Origin of the sequence: Rhizobium sp. Root1334 (assembly GCF_001426665.1) — a bacterium.
GTDB lineage: Bacteria > Pseudomonadota > Alphaproteobacteria > Rhizobiales > Rhizobiaceae > Pararhizobium.
This window is the reverse complement of the sequence record NZ_LMEY01000006.1, coordinates 133,784-149,821: the sequence shown is the minus strand read 5'-3', so window position 1 is coordinate 149,821 and position 16,038 is coordinate 133,784. Positions and strand designations below refer to the sequence as shown.

12 protein-coding genes are annotated in these 16,038 nt (G+C 57.0%); 9 read left to right on the top strand and 3 right to left on the bottom strand.

What is annotated here, in order from left to right:
• The first annotated feature begins 29 nt into the window (after window positions 1-29).
• Window positions 30-2,282, top strand: coding sequence for an ornithine decarboxylase (speC, locus tag ASD36_RS11385; RefSeq protein WP_082562747.1), 2,253 nt, complete (start codon window positions 30-32; stop codon window positions 2,280-2,282).
• Window positions 2,283-2,704: 422 nt separating this feature from the next.
• Here speC and ASD36_RS11380 read toward each other — a convergent pair whose 3' ends face one another.
• Window positions 2,705-3,010 carry a hypothetical protein gene (locus tag ASD36_RS11380; RefSeq protein WP_060503226.1) on the bottom strand — a complete coding sequence of 102 codons (306 nt, stop codon included), beginning with the start codon at window positions 3,008-3,010 and terminating at the stop codon, window positions 2,705-2,707.
• A 341-nt stretch (window positions 3,011-3,351) separates the two neighbouring features.
• Here ASD36_RS11380 and ASD36_RS11375 point away from each other — a divergent pair, with 341 nt between their 5' ends.
• From ASD36_RS11375 to ASD36_RS11345, 7 genes are all read left to right on the top strand, one after another.
• Window positions 3,352-3,699 carry a DUF3302 domain-containing protein gene (locus ASD36_RS11375; RefSeq protein ID WP_060510378.1) on the top strand — a complete coding sequence of 116 codons (348 nt, stop codon included), beginning with the start codon at window positions 3,352-3,354 and terminating at the stop codon, window positions 3,697-3,699.
• Window positions 3,699-4,856, top strand: coding sequence for an HlyD family secretion protein (locus ASD36_RS11370; protein ID WP_060510376.1), 1,158 nt, complete (start codon window positions 3,699-3,701; stop codon window positions 4,854-4,856). Before ASD36_RS11375 ends, ASD36_RS11370 begins: the two co-directional genes overlap by 1 nt.
• Window positions 4,857-4,951: 95 nt before the next feature.
• Window positions 4,952-6,679: a SulP family inorganic anion transporter gene (locus ASD36_RS11365; RefSeq protein ID WP_060510374.1), complete on the top strand. Its 1,728-nt coding sequence runs from the start codon at window positions 4,952-4,954 to the stop codon at window positions 6,677-6,679.
• Window positions 6,680-6,696: 17 nt separating this feature from the next.
• Entirely contained in the window at window positions 6,697-7,524 is an 828-nt protein-coding gene (ppk2, locus tag ASD36_RS11360; RefSeq protein ID WP_060510373.1) for a polyphosphate kinase 2, read from the top strand.
• Window positions 7,525-7,819: 295 nt separating this feature from the next.
• Window positions 7,820-9,271: a DUF3300 domain-containing protein gene (locus tag ASD36_RS11355; RefSeq protein ID WP_060510692.1), complete on the top strand. Its 1,452-nt coding sequence runs from the start codon at window positions 7,820-7,822 to the stop codon at window positions 9,269-9,271.
• A gap of 18 nt (window positions 9,272-9,289) precedes the next feature.
• A complete protein-coding gene (locus tag ASD36_RS11350) occupies window positions 9,290-10,261 on the top strand; it encodes a DUF2950 domain-containing protein (protein WP_244489793.1) in 972 nt (323 codons plus the stop codon).
• A 121-nt stretch (window positions 10,262-10,382) separates the two neighbouring features.
• Window positions 10,383-12,218 (top strand): hypothetical protein, encoded by a 1,836-nt coding sequence (locus ASD36_RS11345; protein ID WP_082562765.1) that lies wholly within the window; start codon window positions 10,383-10,385, stop codon window positions 12,216-12,218.
• A gap of 168 nt (window positions 12,219-12,386) precedes the next feature.
• On the opposite strand, the gene ASD36_RS11340 is transcribed toward ASD36_RS11345, so the two are convergent.
• The gene (locus ASD36_RS11340) at window positions 12,387-13,499 is read right to left on the bottom strand and encodes an AI-2E family transporter (RefSeq protein WP_060510369.1); all 1,113 of its coding nucleotides are present in this window, start codon (window positions 13,497-13,499) and stop codon (window positions 12,387-12,389) included.
• Window positions 13,500-13,604: 105 nt separating this feature from the next.
• Window positions 13,605-14,072 carry a hypothetical protein gene (locus tag ASD36_RS11335; RefSeq protein ID WP_060510367.1) on the bottom strand — a complete coding sequence of 156 codons (468 nt, stop codon included), beginning with the start codon at window positions 14,070-14,072 and terminating at the stop codon, window positions 13,605-13,607.
• Between the two features lie 311 nt (window positions 14,073-14,383).
• On the opposite strand from ASD36_RS11335, the gene ASD36_RS11330 reads away from it, so the two are divergent.
• Window positions 14,384-16,009: a bifunctional aspartate transaminase/aspartate 4-decarboxylase gene (locus ASD36_RS11330; protein WP_060510365.1), complete on the top strand. Its 1,626-nt coding sequence runs from the start codon at window positions 14,384-14,386 to the stop codon at window positions 16,007-16,009.
• Window positions 16,010-16,038 lie beyond the last annotated feature (29 nt).

Genomic DNA, 16,038 nt, shown 5'->3' with positions numbered 1-16,038 from the left:
ATATCACACATTGAGTGACGGAGGTTTCCATGACGATACCGGTGACCGACTATTTTCGAATCCTCGTGGTTGGCACGCAATATGGCGATGCAATCGCTCGGCTGATCGAAGACCATCTCGATTTCAGAACGACCGTTTGCAGCGACGAGGACGCCGCCTCCGCCATCCGCAGCGGGGCAGATCTTGGCGCGATCGTCACTTCGCGAGCCGCTGCGGAGGCCGTCATCCAGGCGCGGGCGGAGCGCGGTTTTCGCATGCCGGTGTTCATGCTCAGCCGGCGGGAAGACGAGAAATTCAGCGAGCCCTATCTGAAGGATCTCGAAGGCGTCTTCATTGCCGATCTCGAAACCCGCGAGTTCTACGAGAAAAGATTGCGCGCCTCCGTCGCAGGCTATGCCGCGACGCTGATGACGCCGTTTTTCGGTGAGCTGATGAAATATGATTATGATGCCAATCGTACGTGGGCATGCCCAGGCCATCAGGGTGGCCAGTTCTTCATGAACCACCCGGTCGGGCGGCTGTTCTACGAGCACATGGGCGAGAACGTCTTTCGCGACGACATTTGCAACGCGATGGTTTCGCTCGGCGACCTTTTGATCCATGAGGGGCCGGCATTGGCGGCTCAGCAGGCGGCGGCCAGGGTTTTCGGGGCGGACCGTACCTATTTCGTCCTGAACGGCACCTCGGCTTCCAACAAGGTCGTCAACACGTCGCTGCTGCGCAGCAGCGATATTGTCCTTTTCGACAGGAACAACCACAAGTCCAACCATCACGGCTCGCTGTTCGTCGCTGGTGCTATCCCGATCTATCTTGAAACCGATCGAAACGGTTTCGGCATGGTCGGGCCGATCGACTGGACGGCATTCGACGAAGACGCCATCCGGGAAAAGATCAGGAATCATCCGCGGCTTCAGGGTACGGATGCCTGGAAGAAGGAGCGCCCGATCCGCGTCGCGATCATCGAACAGTGCACCTATGATGGTACCGTTTACAATGCCCGCAAGGTTCTGGAGAAGATCGGCCATCTTTGCCAATACATCCACTTCGACGAGGCTTGGGCGGGCTTTGGTGCCTTTCATCCGCTGATGAAAGATCATTTCGCCATGGGGCTTCAACTCGGCCCAGATGATCCCGGCGTGATCGCCACCCAATCGACCCACAAGCAACTGGCAGGTTTTTCGCAAGCCTCGCAGATCCATGTCCGCGACGAGCATATCCGCGACAAGTCGTTCCGGACGAACCACAAGCGCTTTAACGAGATGTTCATGCTGCAGGCATCGACGTCGCCGTTCTATCCGTTGTTCTCCAGTCTCGACGTCAATGCGCAAATGCACGCCGACAAGGCGGGGCACGTGCTCTGGGACGATATGGTCAAGCTCGGCATCAATGCGCGCAAGGCCGTTCGTCAGCGTTTTGAAGGATTTCTCGACCCGTTCGTTCCTGATGTCGTCGACTATGGCGGCAAGAGGGCGAAATGGGAGGACGTGCCGACCGACGTGCTGGCACGGGAGCAGGCATACTGGCAGCTGGCACCGGGCGCTGCATGGCACGGCTATCGCAACCTCGGCGAGGACGCGGCCATGGTCGACCCGACCAAGTTTATGCTGACGACCGCCGGGATCGACCGCGCAACTGGCAACTATCAGAAAAGCGGTCTGCCGGCGACCATCCTTGCCAATTATTTGCGGGAGATCAACGTCATCCCGGAAAAGAACGACCTCACAAGCATCCTGTTTCTGATGACCCCAGCTGTCGGCGAAGGCAAGATGGCCATGCTGCTATCCGCCCTCGAGCGGTTCAGGGAGCACTACGAAGCGGACAGTCCCCTGTCGGTGGTTGTGCCTGGTCTCTATGCCCGCAACGAAGCCCGGTATCGCGGCTATACGCTGAAGCAGCTGGCCCAGGAAATGCACGATTTCTTCGTCGAGAAGGACGTTAAAGAGTTGCAGCGGCTCTGCTTCCGCTACGATTCCTTCCCAGAGCAGGCAATGTCAGCGCGCGACGCTAACGAAGCATTGATCGGCGACGACGTCGATTTCGTCCCGATGGACCAGGTCAAGGGCCGTATCGCAGCCACGCTGGCCCTGATTTACCCACCGGGAATCGGCATTATCGTCCCTGGCGAACGCTACGACGACCGCGCGCAGCCGATGATCGACTATTTCCTGACCTTCGAAGACAGTTGCAACAGGTTCCCTGGGTTTTCCTACGAAGTGCAAGGTGTCTATCAAGTTCGGGAGGAAGGAAAGATCCGCTTCTACACCTACGTGGTCAAGGAATAGACCCGCCTGGCGACGGGCCGGCCGGATGGAGGCCCGTCGCCGATTTTTGTGCTCCAATCCGGCTATTCATCATGGTTGGTATCGGCTGCCGTTGCTGAACAACTGGAGCGCGGAAGACCGCGAAAATGAAAACCGTTGTCCAGCCCAAGTGCAGGATACAGCTCACTCCTTCCAATGGGGCTGCAAGCCGCCACTTTCCTGAAAACGTCACATCGCCGTCACCGAGGTTGCAAAGGTAGTGTTGAGAAATAATGCCAGCCTTCCGGCCTCTCGTGGGGGCTCAGGATGTTCACGAATGACGTTCGACTACCATCGACTTACCGAAGGCAGGGCCATCACAGAGATATTCCCATTGAGACCAACGGTGCACCAAGTTCACGAGCGACCAACGTCCGTGACCAGGCGCCGCTGAACCTTCCCTGCTATTGCCCACGATTAATGTACCGTGCAATTGAAATGACTTTTACCTGGCTCAAAGTGCGCTCGATCTCGACGGCCAGGCCATCGACAAGCTCGGTGAATTCGCGCCGGCGCTCATCGCGGATCTCGCTAGGCATTTTGTCGACCGAAAGAAGTGCCTGCTCAACGCAAGCGAGGTCATCGCACATTGCGCGAAAGCTCTCGTTTCGTTGGATCAACGTACGCATCTGAGCCGCATGCGTTGGAAATCGCCGAAGCGCCGCAGCCAGCCCCTCATCTTCCAACTCGAAGCCAGTCCGCTCCGTCATGGCCAAATCTCCAGTCAGGCGATGCGTCTCGTCGTAACTAGCTGCGAGGATATTATGATGCGGGTCATATTTGAGGTAACATACTTGAGATTACACGCGTGCTAACACCGTGGCCTACGCCTGCAAGGCTAATACCGCCGCATGACCGGCCGGCAAGGCGCGAGTTCCTGGCGGATTGTCGGACCGTATACAAGCTCGACCGATAGAGGCTACGTGATGCTACAGACTGCTCCTTCGAAAACGGCCTAAGATAACGGTGATCATTGTTGGCAGCCTGCTTGGTAAAGCGCCGGGAAATTCATAACAAGCCGGTAAATTTGTGCTGCTGCGGAGGGTTGACCGTGTTCCTAGACTACTTTGCTTTGGGTGTCCTTTTCTTCATGGTACTCACGTTGTTTTATGGTGTCATAGCCATTCACGACATCCCTCATCTTCTGGCAAAGGCGCGGAACCACCCGCATCAGGATGCCATCCATGTGGCCGGTTGGGTCAGTCTTTTCACGCTGCACGCAATCTGGCCGTTTCTGTTCATCTGGGCGACGATTTACCGTGAGGACCGAGGCTGGGGCATCCAGCCAAGCGGCAAGCTTCAGGCGGAAGTCGAGGCCAATGCCGAGGTGGCGGTATTGCAGGCGCGTGTTGTCGAACTCGAGCAACAACTGAAACAAGAGCCGAGGGAGACTGTCTGATGGATCTGCTCCTCATCCTCACGTACACCGCCCTCTGCATCGCAGTATTCAAGATCTTCCGCATTCCAGTTAATCAATGGAGTGTTTCAACAGCTGTGCTGGGTGGTATCTTTCTGATCGGCTCGTTGATCCTGCTGATGAGCTACAATCACCCATATTCCGGTGACGGACGTATCTACTTCACGTCTGCACCGGTTATTCCTGCTGTGGGTGGGCTTGTCGTCGAGGTGCCGGTTCAGGCCAATACGCCCTTGAAAAAGGGCGACATCCTGTTTCGTATCGACCCACGTCCCTATCAATATGCTGTCGACCAGAAAAAAGCGGCGCTTGCTGAAGCCAAGCAAGCCGTACTTCAGCTCAAGGCATCGCTGGATGCTGCGACCGCAATTGTCGAGGGTGCCAGATCCACGCGCGATCGCTCGAAACAAAGCTATGAACGCTACCTTGATATCTACGAAAAATCGAAGGCGCGCGGTGGTGGCACGGCAGTCTCTGAACTCGACGTCGAAAATCGGCGTGGTCTTTATATGACCGAGGTCGCAGCTGTCGCCACAGCGGAAGCCCAGGCTAGCCAGGCACGGTTGGCCTACGAATCCGAGATTAACGGCGTGAACCCGGCCGTTGCCCGCTTGCAGGCAGAGCTTCTCAACGCGGAGTTCGATCTTGATCAAACGACGGTCCGCGCGCCCGGCGACGGCTACGTTACTCAGGTTTTTCTTCGTCCGGGCATGATGGCAAATCCACTGCCGTTGCGGCCGGTTATGGTTTTCATCGATAGCGAGGACCGGATGTTGGCTGCGGCTTTCGTCCAGAATTCGTTGCAGCGGGTGATCGTTGGCGATGAAGCCGAGGTGTCATTCAAAGCGGTGCCCGGCAAGATCTTCAAGGCAAAAGTCGGCGCCATCATTGATGTAATGGCCCAAGGGCAGCTCCAGCCCACCGGCGCTCTGATCGATCCACAATCGCCCGAGCGCTCGCAGGCGGGGCAAACGCTCGCTCGAATCGATATTCTCGAAGACACAAGCGCCTACCAGCTTCCGGGCGGTGTTGTCGCGGATGTGGCTGTTTACACCCATCATTGGCATCACGTTGCCATCCTTCGCAAAGTCCTCCTGCGCATGAGCGCCTGGATGAACTATGTGTTCCTCGAGCACTGACATGGGGGCGGTTCATCAAGCCCCGCGTGTTCTGTCACGGGTTCGCTCAGCAAGGCGAGCCCGTGGCGCGCTTCGGGTATTGGTTGGATACCGAAATGAATAACGTTTCTGGCTTGCCACTCTTCAGAGGGTTCGCCGGTTACAGGCCTGAATGGGTCCGCAACGACATTTCGGCGGGGCTTTCGATCGCAGCCGTCGGGTTGCCGAGTTCGATTGCCTACCCTGCCATTGCAGGTTTGCCGCCAGAGACTGGGATTTATGCCAGTATCGTGGCAGCGATTGCCTATGCGATTTTTGGTGCTTCCCGCCGGCTGACCGTCGGTCCTGATGCCGCATCCATGACTGTGATTGCTGCTGCCATCACCACGATCATTGCCGGCATGCCCGCTGAGGATCCGGTAGACCGGGTGACGATTGCCGCTCTTCTGGCAATCGGCGTGGGGTGCATCTGCATCGCAGCCAGTATATTGCGGCTGGGCGTCCTTGCTACCTTCCTGTCACGGCCGATCCTTGTCGGTTTCTTCGCCGGTATATCTGTCTCGATTCTCATCGGCCAACTTGGCCGCATGACCGGCGTAAAGATCGAATCTGACGGATTGTTCACGCCGCTGATGGAATTCGCAACCAAGGTGGGCTTGATCCACTGGCCCACAATTGGATTGACGGCCTTCATGTTCGTCGTGCTCATTGTGGCAAAGGCCGTTCGATCTCCGGTACCCGGTCCGGTCATTGTTGTCGTTCTCGCCGTCGTCCTGTCTTCGTTATTGCATTTCCAGTCCATGGGCATTGCCGTCGTTGGCGAAATCCCGCGCGGTGTGCCGAGTTTCAGCATGCCGGCTTTTTCAGGCGTGCCGCTCGACAGCCTGATCTTCGGATCGGCGGCTATATTTCTGGTGAGTTTTGGCTCTGGCATCGTTACGGCGCGCAGCTTCGGTGCGCGTACCGGCGATCCGGTCGATGCCAACCGCGAGCTCGTTGGCCTGGGCAGCGCTCAGGTAGCGTCGGGACTGTTCGGTGCCTTTCCCATCAGTTTTTCGGATTCCCGGACAGCGATAAATCTGTCGATCGGTGGGCAGTCGCAGTTTGCGAGCCTCGTGTCTGCGGCATCCCTGATGGCGGCGCTGCTTTTCCTGAACGATGCGTTGCGCATCCTGCCGGTCGCGGCATTGGCGGCGATCCTCGTTTCCGCCGCCTTCAGTTTGATCGACGTCGGCGAGTTGCGCGCGATCTGGCGCATTAATCCCATGGAATTTGCTTTCGCCTTGATCGCGATGTGGGGCGCAATCAGCTTCGGCGTGCTCAATGGTGTTGTTATCGCCATTGCGGCAACGCTGGTTTACCTGCTGCGCGGCATGATGTTTCCGCGTGATGCCTTTCTAGGACGGATCGAAGGGCGTGACGGCTTCTACAAGCTGCATCATGTTGCCGAGGCAAGGGCGGTGCCTGGTGTCGTGGTTTGGATCCTTCAAGGCAGCCTTTTGTTTTTTAGCGCGGACTATGTGCGCGAGCGGCTGCGGGAAATTACCAGTGCATTGCCTGCCGATACCCGCTGGTTCGTGATCGACGCGGGTGCGATCGCCCAGATGGACAGTACGGCCGCTGCGATGCTGGAAGAGGTTCGCGTCGAATTCGAAGAGCGGGGTATTCAGTTGTGTTTGGCTGAACTGCATGCGGAAGCACGATCGCTGCTCGAAAGAGCTGGGCTGATCGAACGCATCGGGGCAGCGCATATCTATGAGGACCTGGATGACGCCCTCCAGGCTTTCCACACTTTGGGCGCCGGGAAGTCAGAGCAGTTTAACGCAATCGACGGAAAATCCTAAACCGGGGAGAAGTTGCAATGGCTAAAAAACAGAAGGGCACGCGCGAATCCACACCGTCCGAGGATAATGGCGGCAACACTGTCCGCGATTACGATGAGCAGATGGAGAAACTCGTTATCGAGCTGGCTCATCTGCAGGCGTGGGTAAAAAAGGCTAGCGCGCGTATCGTCATCATCTTCGAAGGACGCGATGCCGCCGGCAAGGGCGGTATCATCAAGCGTATTACCGAGCGTGTCAGCCCGCGTGTCTTTCGTGTCGTGGCGCTACCGGCGCCTAGCGATCGCGAAAAGACCCAAATGTATATGCAGTGCTACATTGCCGCCTTGCCAGCCGGCGGTGAGGTCGTGATTTTCGATCGCAGTTGGTACAATCGGGCGGGTGTAGATCGTGTCATGGGGTTTTGCAGCGAAAAAAAGGCGCGCCGTTTTCTGGAACTTGCGCCACGCTTTGAGGCAGCGATCGTCGAAAGCGGCACCATCCTTCTCAAGTATTTCCTGACCGTGAGCGAGGAGGAACAAGAACGCCGCTTTCGTCGCCGTATCGATGATCCGGTACGCCAATGGAAGCTGAGCCCCATGGACGTTGTATCCTACCAGAAGTGGTGGGAGTATTCCCGCGCCTATGATGACATGTTGCGGATGACCGACAGCGAGCATGCGCCATGGTGGATCGTGCCCTCTGACGACAAGAAACGCGCGCGCATCAACTGCATATCGCACATCCTCCAGTCCATTCCCTACGAACGCATCAAATTCGAACCGCCGGAACTGGGGAAACGGCAAAAACGGCCGAGTGACTACATCGAGGATACAGGTTTGCGCCGGACTGTGCCCGACGTGGCGTGAACCCGGTTGCCGTGTCTGTGGTGCGGCTGGTGCGCCCGAACCGCGCATCAGCCGCATCGTCGCCATCGTCGGCGGCGGCCATATGATTGATGGCGTTACGCACGCGAAGTTACATGTATCTACAGGCGGAATACTACCGCTTGCTGCGATGGAGGAGCAGGATCGATGGGGGCCTGTTGGCCTGATTGCCGCTTCCTGGTCGCTGGCGCCAATGCCGGCCCGGTACCTTGCCGTCGTTCAGTACTCTTCACAGATGCGCTGCTTCGACGTTGCCGCGAACGTGAGGATTCAAGTGATGAAATTCAGCGGACTGTCGATCGATCTTCGCTCTCTGGCTGCCACGTTTCTGGCAGCGGCGATTGGCTTCGGAGTTTGTGCATCTAACCCCGCCTTGGCGCAACAGCCTGCTTCTGCGGCGGCGGCAAATGACAACCAGGCTGATGAGACACCAGACCTGCTCTCAGAAGATGAACTCGAGGTGCTGGTGGCGCGTATCGCGCTCTATCCGGATGAACTCGTGGCGCTGATCTCCTCGGCATCGCTTTATCCGTTGCAGATCATCGAGGCGCAGCGCTTCCTTGAACAGAAGAAGAAAGACAAGGACGCAAAACCCAAGGACAGCTGGGACGACAGTATCATCTCGGTGCTCAATTATCCCGAGATCGTCTCGATGATGAGCGACGACCTCGACTGGACGCAAGCGCTCGGTAGTGCCCTTGCCTACCAGCAGAAGGACGTGCTGATAGCCATCCAGAACCTCCGCGACAAGGCCGTGGCCAATGGTGTCATCAAGACGGATGAGAAAGTGAAGGTCGAGACCCAGGGCGAGAATGTCGTCATTCAGGCGGCGAACCCGGAAAAGATCTACGTTCCGAAATACGAACCGGAAATGCTCTATGAGCCAGGTTACGTGCAAGCGCCGATTACATATTATGATGAGCCCTATCCGAGCTACTATTATCCCTCGGCGCCTTATTTCGCAGCCGCCATCACCGGCGCTGCGATCTGGGCGTCCGTGATCGACTGGGACGATTGGGGAGTTTGGGGCGGCCGCTGGAATGGCGATGTCGATATCGACTGCAACAAGTGCTTCAACAACATCGATATCGACCGCGACAAGTTCAAGATGGGCGACGTCGACTGGAAAAACGTCGACCGTTCGAAGATCAAGTTCGACAGGAACCAGATCGCCAATATCGACCGCAGCAAGTTCAAGAACGAATTCAAGGCGAACCGCAGCAACAATATCGCCAATCGCGCCAGGGATTCTCGCGCCGCCGGCGGGGATCGTATGGCCAACAGACCGAAGGTGACGGTCGACGACGTTCGAAAGAGCAAGGTCGATGCCAACCGCCAACGCGCTGACCGCGACCGGACTGCGAGAGCCAACGGCAACGCCGGCAACAAGGCCGGCCAAGCAGCTGCGGCCCGAAACAACAGCGGTAAGGCAGCCGCGAGCCGACCCGCAGCGAACAACAAAAAGGTGTCCAACAAGCAGAGCAACGCCAACCGCAAGGTCAACAAACCGAAGCCGGGGGGGCAGGTCAACAGGAAGTCTAGCAATCGCTCGGCTGTTGGAAACGTCAGCAATAAACGTCAGACGCAGATGTCATCGCACCGTGGCCGCCAATCGATGAGCGGCGGCGGATACCGCCGGCCTCAGTCGATGGGAGGGCATCGCGGCGGTGGCGGGCGGCAGATTCACCGTGGTGGCGGTGGTGGACGTGGTGGCGGACGGGGCCGGTAACACAGCGATACTGAGGAGATGACGACGATGAGACTAGCGCGTGAAGGACTGACGCTCATCACTTTCGGGGCGATTTTTCTCAATGGAACATTGTTGACAGCCCCTGTCATGGCGGCTGATCAGGACAACGACCCGCCGCTCGAAGAATATATGGCAGCGCAGAAATCAACTGGTTTTGACACGCCGGAGCAGGCCGTCGAGGCTTTCAAGTCGACCGTTAATGGCGGCGACTTCAACAAGCTGGCGCAGCTCCTGGGACTGGATGCCGCAAAAGCCAAATCCAGTGATGGCGCGAGCGATAACTACGCTGCAATTCAATCCGGTTTGAAGGAAAAACTGGTCGTCGAGGATCAGGACGGTGGCAAGATCCTGGAAATCGGAAACCAGCTTTGGCCTTTGCCTTTCCCCCTGGTGAAGACGCAGGAGGGAAAGTGGGCGTTCGACACCTATGCCGGACTTGAGGAGATCGCAAACCGCCGCGTTGGCGAGAACGAAATTTCAACCCTTGAGACAATGCGGGCCTATGTCGATGCTCAGGAAGACTACGCTTCGGAAGATCGCGATGGTGACGGCGTGCTCGAGTATGCGCAAAAGCTGATCAGCAGTGATGGACAGCATGACGGGCTTTACTGGCCTTCCGAGCAGGGGGATGGAGAGGAAAGTCCCGCCGGCCCAGCTCTGGTCGATGGCAATGCTCTTGAGAAGGCCAAAGCGGGACTTGGCTACAACGGTTACCGGTACCGGATACTCACCGGACAGGCAGAGAATGTTGCGGGTGGAAAATTCGATTATATCATCAACGGCAACATGATCGCGGGTTTCGGATTGGTCGCGTGGCCGGTGAAATATGGGATTACCGGTGTCAAAACGTTCGTCGTTAACAAAAGCGGCATAGTTTACGAAGCGGACCTGGGAGATCAAACCGCTAGTGTTGCTGGAAAAATCCGGGCGTTTAACCCTGGAGACACGTGGGACGTCGTCAACGAGTAACAGACGGAGAATTGTAATATAAATATCATTGCCTATCTGCTTATTGTTGCGTAAAGTTCTTGAGCTTTACCTAACCGTGTTAAAATGTTCATTGAACGGGCGTTTGAGTAGGGGGCAGATGATGAGTTTTTCACTTCCGGGAACGCTTCCGGAGGACGCTTTTGCACCTCCATTGGACAGCGAAATACGAGATCAACTTGAAAAGATTCGCGCCAGTCCGGCGTTCGATGCCCCTGACCGCGCTCAAAAATTTTTGTGCTACGTGGTCGAGGAAGCTTTGCAGGGGCGTGCAGACCGGATCAAGGCCTACTCAATTGCGCTCGAGGTCTTTGGCCGAAATGCATCCTTCGATGCCCAAAACGACCCCGTCGTTCGCATTGAAGCTGGCCGCGTGCGGCGTGCGCTCGAACATTATTATCTGCTCGCCGGTCAGAGAGATGCCGTTCTCATCACGATACCGAAAGGCGGATATGTTCCAGCATTTACGCGTTTCAATGAGACGGCACCAAATGCCGAGAGGCCGCCTCAGCAAAACCAAACTCCCACGATCAAGACCAGTAGTGGCGTGCTGAGTCTCCTGTCCGCTGTGGTGGTGCTCCTTGTTGCGGGCGTCTGGTTATTTGATAAATCAGGGGTTCAGCTGTTCCAAACGACAAAATCGAGCGGTGGGGCTGATACCGTTCCGAAAATCCCAAGGGTTGTTGTTGCTCCATTCGAGGACATCACAGGGATGCCAAGCTCGGCCACTCTCGCGCGGGGTCTCACAGATGAGGTGACCTCCCAGATGGCCCGCTTCAAGGAAATCGTGGTCATTGCGGGGAAATCACCGACTTCTTCGCCTGAAGGTTTACCCACCAGTTCCGATCTGCCGGTCTATGGCCTGGAAGGCAGGGTCAGGTTGGATCAGGATCGGCTGCGCCTGTCTGCACGCCTGGTAAATCAGGCCGATGGCGCAATTGTCTGGACGAAGGCCTATAATGCACAACTTGGTCAGCGCGAGCTTTTTGACATCGAAACAACGATAGCGAGCGAAATAGCGACTTCGCTTGCGCAACCGTACGGAGTTATCTTTCAGGCGAATGCGTCAGAGGTCACTCAGACTTCATCGAAGGACTCCAAGGCTTACGCGTGTACCTTGTCATACTATGGCTACCGTGCAGCCTTGAACCGGCAGACACACGCTTCAGTTCAAAATTGCCTCAAGGAGGTTGTTGCTGAATTTCCCAAGTACGCGACAGCATGGGCGTTGTTATCATTCACCTACCTGGACGAATTGCGCTTCCGCTATCGGCTCAAATCGCCCAGCCCGCCGCGCATAGACCTGGCCGTTGAGGCTGCTGAAAGGGCGGTTGAGCTTGATCCCGCCAATGTGCGTGCCCTTGAGGCCGAGATGCTTGCACGTTTCTTCAGTGGCGACGTCAATAATGCGCTGATTATTGGTGAGCGGGCATTCGCGATCAATCCAAACGATACCGAGTTTGCGGGCGAATACGGCTTCCGTCTTGCTCTGTCAGGCCAGTGGGGCCGCGGCTGCGAGTTGGTCTCCAAGAGTGTCAAGGGTAATCCCGGGCCGATAGAGCATTTTCAGTCGGCCATGGCTGTCTGCTCCTATATGCAGCAGGACTATCCCGGTGCGGAAAACTGGGCCCGGGCCTCAAATCTCCGCGACAATCCGATCCACCACCTCATATTGCTCGCCATTTATGGGCAGATGGGAGAACTGGTACAGGCACGGGGGGAACAGGAGTGGCTCGCACGCAACGCGCCTGAATTCCTCGAGGATCCGCGCAAAGAGGTGTCCACACGTATCCTGCGCCCCGAGGATCAACAGCATTTTATAGATGGTTTGCGAAAGGCGGGCCTCGATATATCCCTGCATAACGCAACTGGGGTTGGCAAAGAGGTTGCGCAAACCCGCGTATCCCAGAACAAGGAACTGCCCCAACCCCAAGAGTGAAGAGACGCAAGCCGCCGGAGTCTGAAATATCGAGAATGCTGTGCGCTGAACACCTGGCTGCCTGTGAGGAAGCCTGTTCCCATGTTTCACCGCGCGAAGACTGCCCAACCTGGAGAAAACAGCGTTATAGGGTGAGCTATTTCAAACAGGCTCAACTGAAAATATGGATCAGGAGGACGACGTCGGCTGATGGGGTAACGCATGGCCGCGCACCCATGCGACCAGAAGATCATAGAAAACGCTGAGGACGATCGGGCCTAGAAAAAGGCCTATCAATCCGTAAGCGAGCGTGCCTCCGATCACGCCCATGAAGATCACCAGCATGGGAGTGGAGAGGCCCCGGGAGACGAGCAGAGGCTTCATGATGTTGTCGATGATGGCGACCGGTACCAGCAACAAAGTGAGTGACACGGCATAGGTAAAGTCTTGCGTTGTCCAACTCCAGATAACGACGGGGAGCAGCACCAGCGCAGGCCCGATCTGGATAATGCAGAGGATCAGGATGACGAAGGTCAGGCCTCCGGATGCCGGGACGGCGAAAAGTCGCAGCACAAGCCCTGCCAAAAACGTCTGCAGGACAGCAACGCCGATAACGCCGCTGGCAACGTTTCTTATGGTGGCGCCAGCAAGGCGAATGAAGCCGAGGCCTCTCTCACCTGCGATACGCTCGGCAAACCGATTGCCCCCAGATGCAAGCTTCGGTCCGTGGACAAAGCAGAAGCCCGCAATGATGATTGACGTCATGAAGCTGAGCAGGCCCAAGCCGATGACGGCGCTTTTGCCAAGGATGAACTTCCCGGTCTGAATAAGCGCCGGCTGCAAATGATCCAGTGTTGCCGCGAGATTGGACGCGGCAAGATTCCAAGTTGAGAAAACTCGCTCGCCAACGAACGGCCAGTCGCGCACGAATTGAGGGGGCGCGGGAAAATGTAGCGATCCTGTCGAGAGCTTGACGATTAGCCACTGTGTGGCTTCCACAAAATTCAGGGCAATAGCGGTGAGCGGGCCGATGATGATCCCGAGGCAGAGAATGGTAATCAGGAACGCCGCGATGCGGCGATGGCCGCCCAGCAACGCTTGCAAGCGTTCGTAGAGCGGATAAAGAGCTACGGTGAGGATGGCTGCCCAGATTACGATCAGTATGAAGGGAGCGACGAGCGTATAGGACAAGTAGGCGAACAGGACGACCACGCCCAGGCGGACGAAATCGGTGATGCGTGTTTCAATGCTGGGACGTCCGTTGCTGTCCAGTTCGGCGGATGGCGTCTGCCTGTCGTCCATGGGCAACTCTTTCAGTGAAAACCGCGTCGATCTGGACCCCGGTGATAGAGCGTGCTGCGGCCGGGGCATGCCGGTAGCTCGGAGAATTGGCGCCGACGCACCGCGTCAGGCGACCGGTGGTTCCCAGTTGAGATAAAACCCGATGTCGCCGGGGACGCCGTTGGGGAAATTGATCACCATGGCCTTCAGGCGGTAACCCTGCGGCTGCGCCACTTCCTTGAAGCGGTCGAAGAGCTCCTTGGCCTTGCCCTGCAGGGTTTGGGGCCAATCGGGATCGGCGTTATTGATGGCGCGGCCGCTGTCGGTGCAGAAGTCGGAAGGGAAGCTATAGACCATAGCTTCCATCTTGCCATCTTTCACTGCCCGCGAAACGACGTTGCGGATGATCGACCGTTCCTGCTCGCCGACATGCTTGTTGAAGAACTCGTCGGTGAATTTTGCGAGTTGTTCACGCTTGAGGTCCCTGATTTTGTCCTCTCGCTCCATCTCGTTAAGCTGCTTCTCAAGCATCTCCCTGCGCAGTTCGTCCGCACTGGGAACGGGGGCGTTCGGATCGAGAGGGTTCTGCGGCATGTCAGCGGCTCCGGATTGTTGGTAGCGTCAGAATAAGCTCTGGTAGAGCACGCCAGAAGTAACATACGGGAACATCCCTAGTATTGGTTATCCGGCCTGGTGGCGGGTAGCCGCAAAGCGTGTGCAAAGGCTGTGCGGTTCGGCGTCGCGTGTCGACCGAGCAGACCGGTTTCCCAACGTATTCTACCCCGGACTACAGCGTAACCTACTTCCATATCACCTGCATTCAACGGATCGTCCTGCAAGTTCACGGGAACAACGCCTCCACGCTCCGCGATTGGAATGCGCTGTGCTACAAGAAGGATAAGGTCATGGCCAACGCCGGTATCTACGCCAAATTCGAAGACCTCAGCCCATTTGAAATCAAGGATGAACTCATCCGTTTGGCGCAAGCTGACAAAGCCGGGCGCACGTATCTGAACGCCGGGCGCGGAAACCCGAACTGGGTCGCAACGCGGGCGCGCGAGGCATTCTTTCTGCTAGGGCAATTCGCGCTCACCGAGTCCAAACGGGTTTTCCACGATGAAACTGCCGGCCTTGCCGGCATGCCTCCCACAGACGGGTGCCACAGCCGTCTGAAAGCCTGGGTGCAAAAGCGCAAGGGCGATCCCGACACGCCCGGCGCCGAGACGTTGGAGGCGATCGTGGATTTTGCAATCCAGAAGTTCGCCTTCGAACCCGACAAGTTCGTCAATGAGTTGACCGATTCAATTATGGGCGACCACTATCCCGTACCCGACCGTTCCCTGGTGCACAACGAAGCCATTACCCACGAATATCTGATGTGGGCCATGTGCGCGGGCCATCGTCCCACAGCCAAATTCGATCTATACCCCGTCGAGGGCGGCACAGCCGCCATGTGCTATATCTTCAAGGCCCTGAAGAATGCACGGCTGCTGAACTCCGGCGATACGATCGCGATGGTCACACCGATCTTTACGCCCTATCTGGAGATGCCGCATCTGGAAGATTATGCGCTGAAGCAGATACACATTTCGGCCGATGCCGAGGACCGCTTTCAGCTCACGGATGATGATCTGAAGCCGCTTGAGGACAAGACGGTCAAGGCGCTTTTCATCGTCAATCCCGGGAATCCATCGGCTGTGGCCATGGATCCCGAGACAATGGATCGTCTGGTCAAGTTCGTGAAGACGAAACGTCCAGATTTGATGGTCCTGACGGATGATGTTTACGGCACCTTCGTGCCGAATTTCGAATCTGTGATGGGCCACCTGCCACACAACACCATCGGCGTCTATTCCTACTCGAAATACTTCGGCTGCACGGGTTGGCGTCTCGGGGTCGTTGCCGTGGCCCAGGACAACATCTTCGACAAGATGATCCGTAATCATCCCGAAGCCACGCAGAAAATCCTCGACAAGCGCTATCAGGCGCTGACGCTGACGCCACGCGACCTGAAGTTCATTGATCGCATCGTTGCCGACAGCCGCGATGTGGCACTCAATCACACTGCGGGCCTTTCGCTTCCGCAACAGGTGATGATGTCACTGTTTGGCCTCGTGGAAATGATGGATGTCGACAAGATCTATCAGAAGGCGTGCATGGCCATCTGCCAACGCCGCTTCGACAGGCTAATGAACGGTATGGGGATCGAATTCCAGGCCAGGCCTTATTTCGACCGGTACTACGGCATCATCGACTATGAATTCTGGGCACGGAAGTATGTCGGCGATGAAGTCACCGACTGGGTCAAGGAGAACATCCATCCGCTGGACATCGCCTTCAAGCTCGCCGAAGACCACGGGATCGTGGTTCTCAACGGATCCGGTTTCCAGGCAGCAAACTGGTCGGTGCGCGTATCCTTCGCCAACCTGCCTGACGAAGCATACGACGCTATCGGACGCGCAATACGGGCGGTAGCACGCGGCTATCTGCAGGCCTATCGAGCCTCCAAGGGAGAGATGGCGCAACCTTGATCGAGGAAACACGCTCACCTGCCGTATAG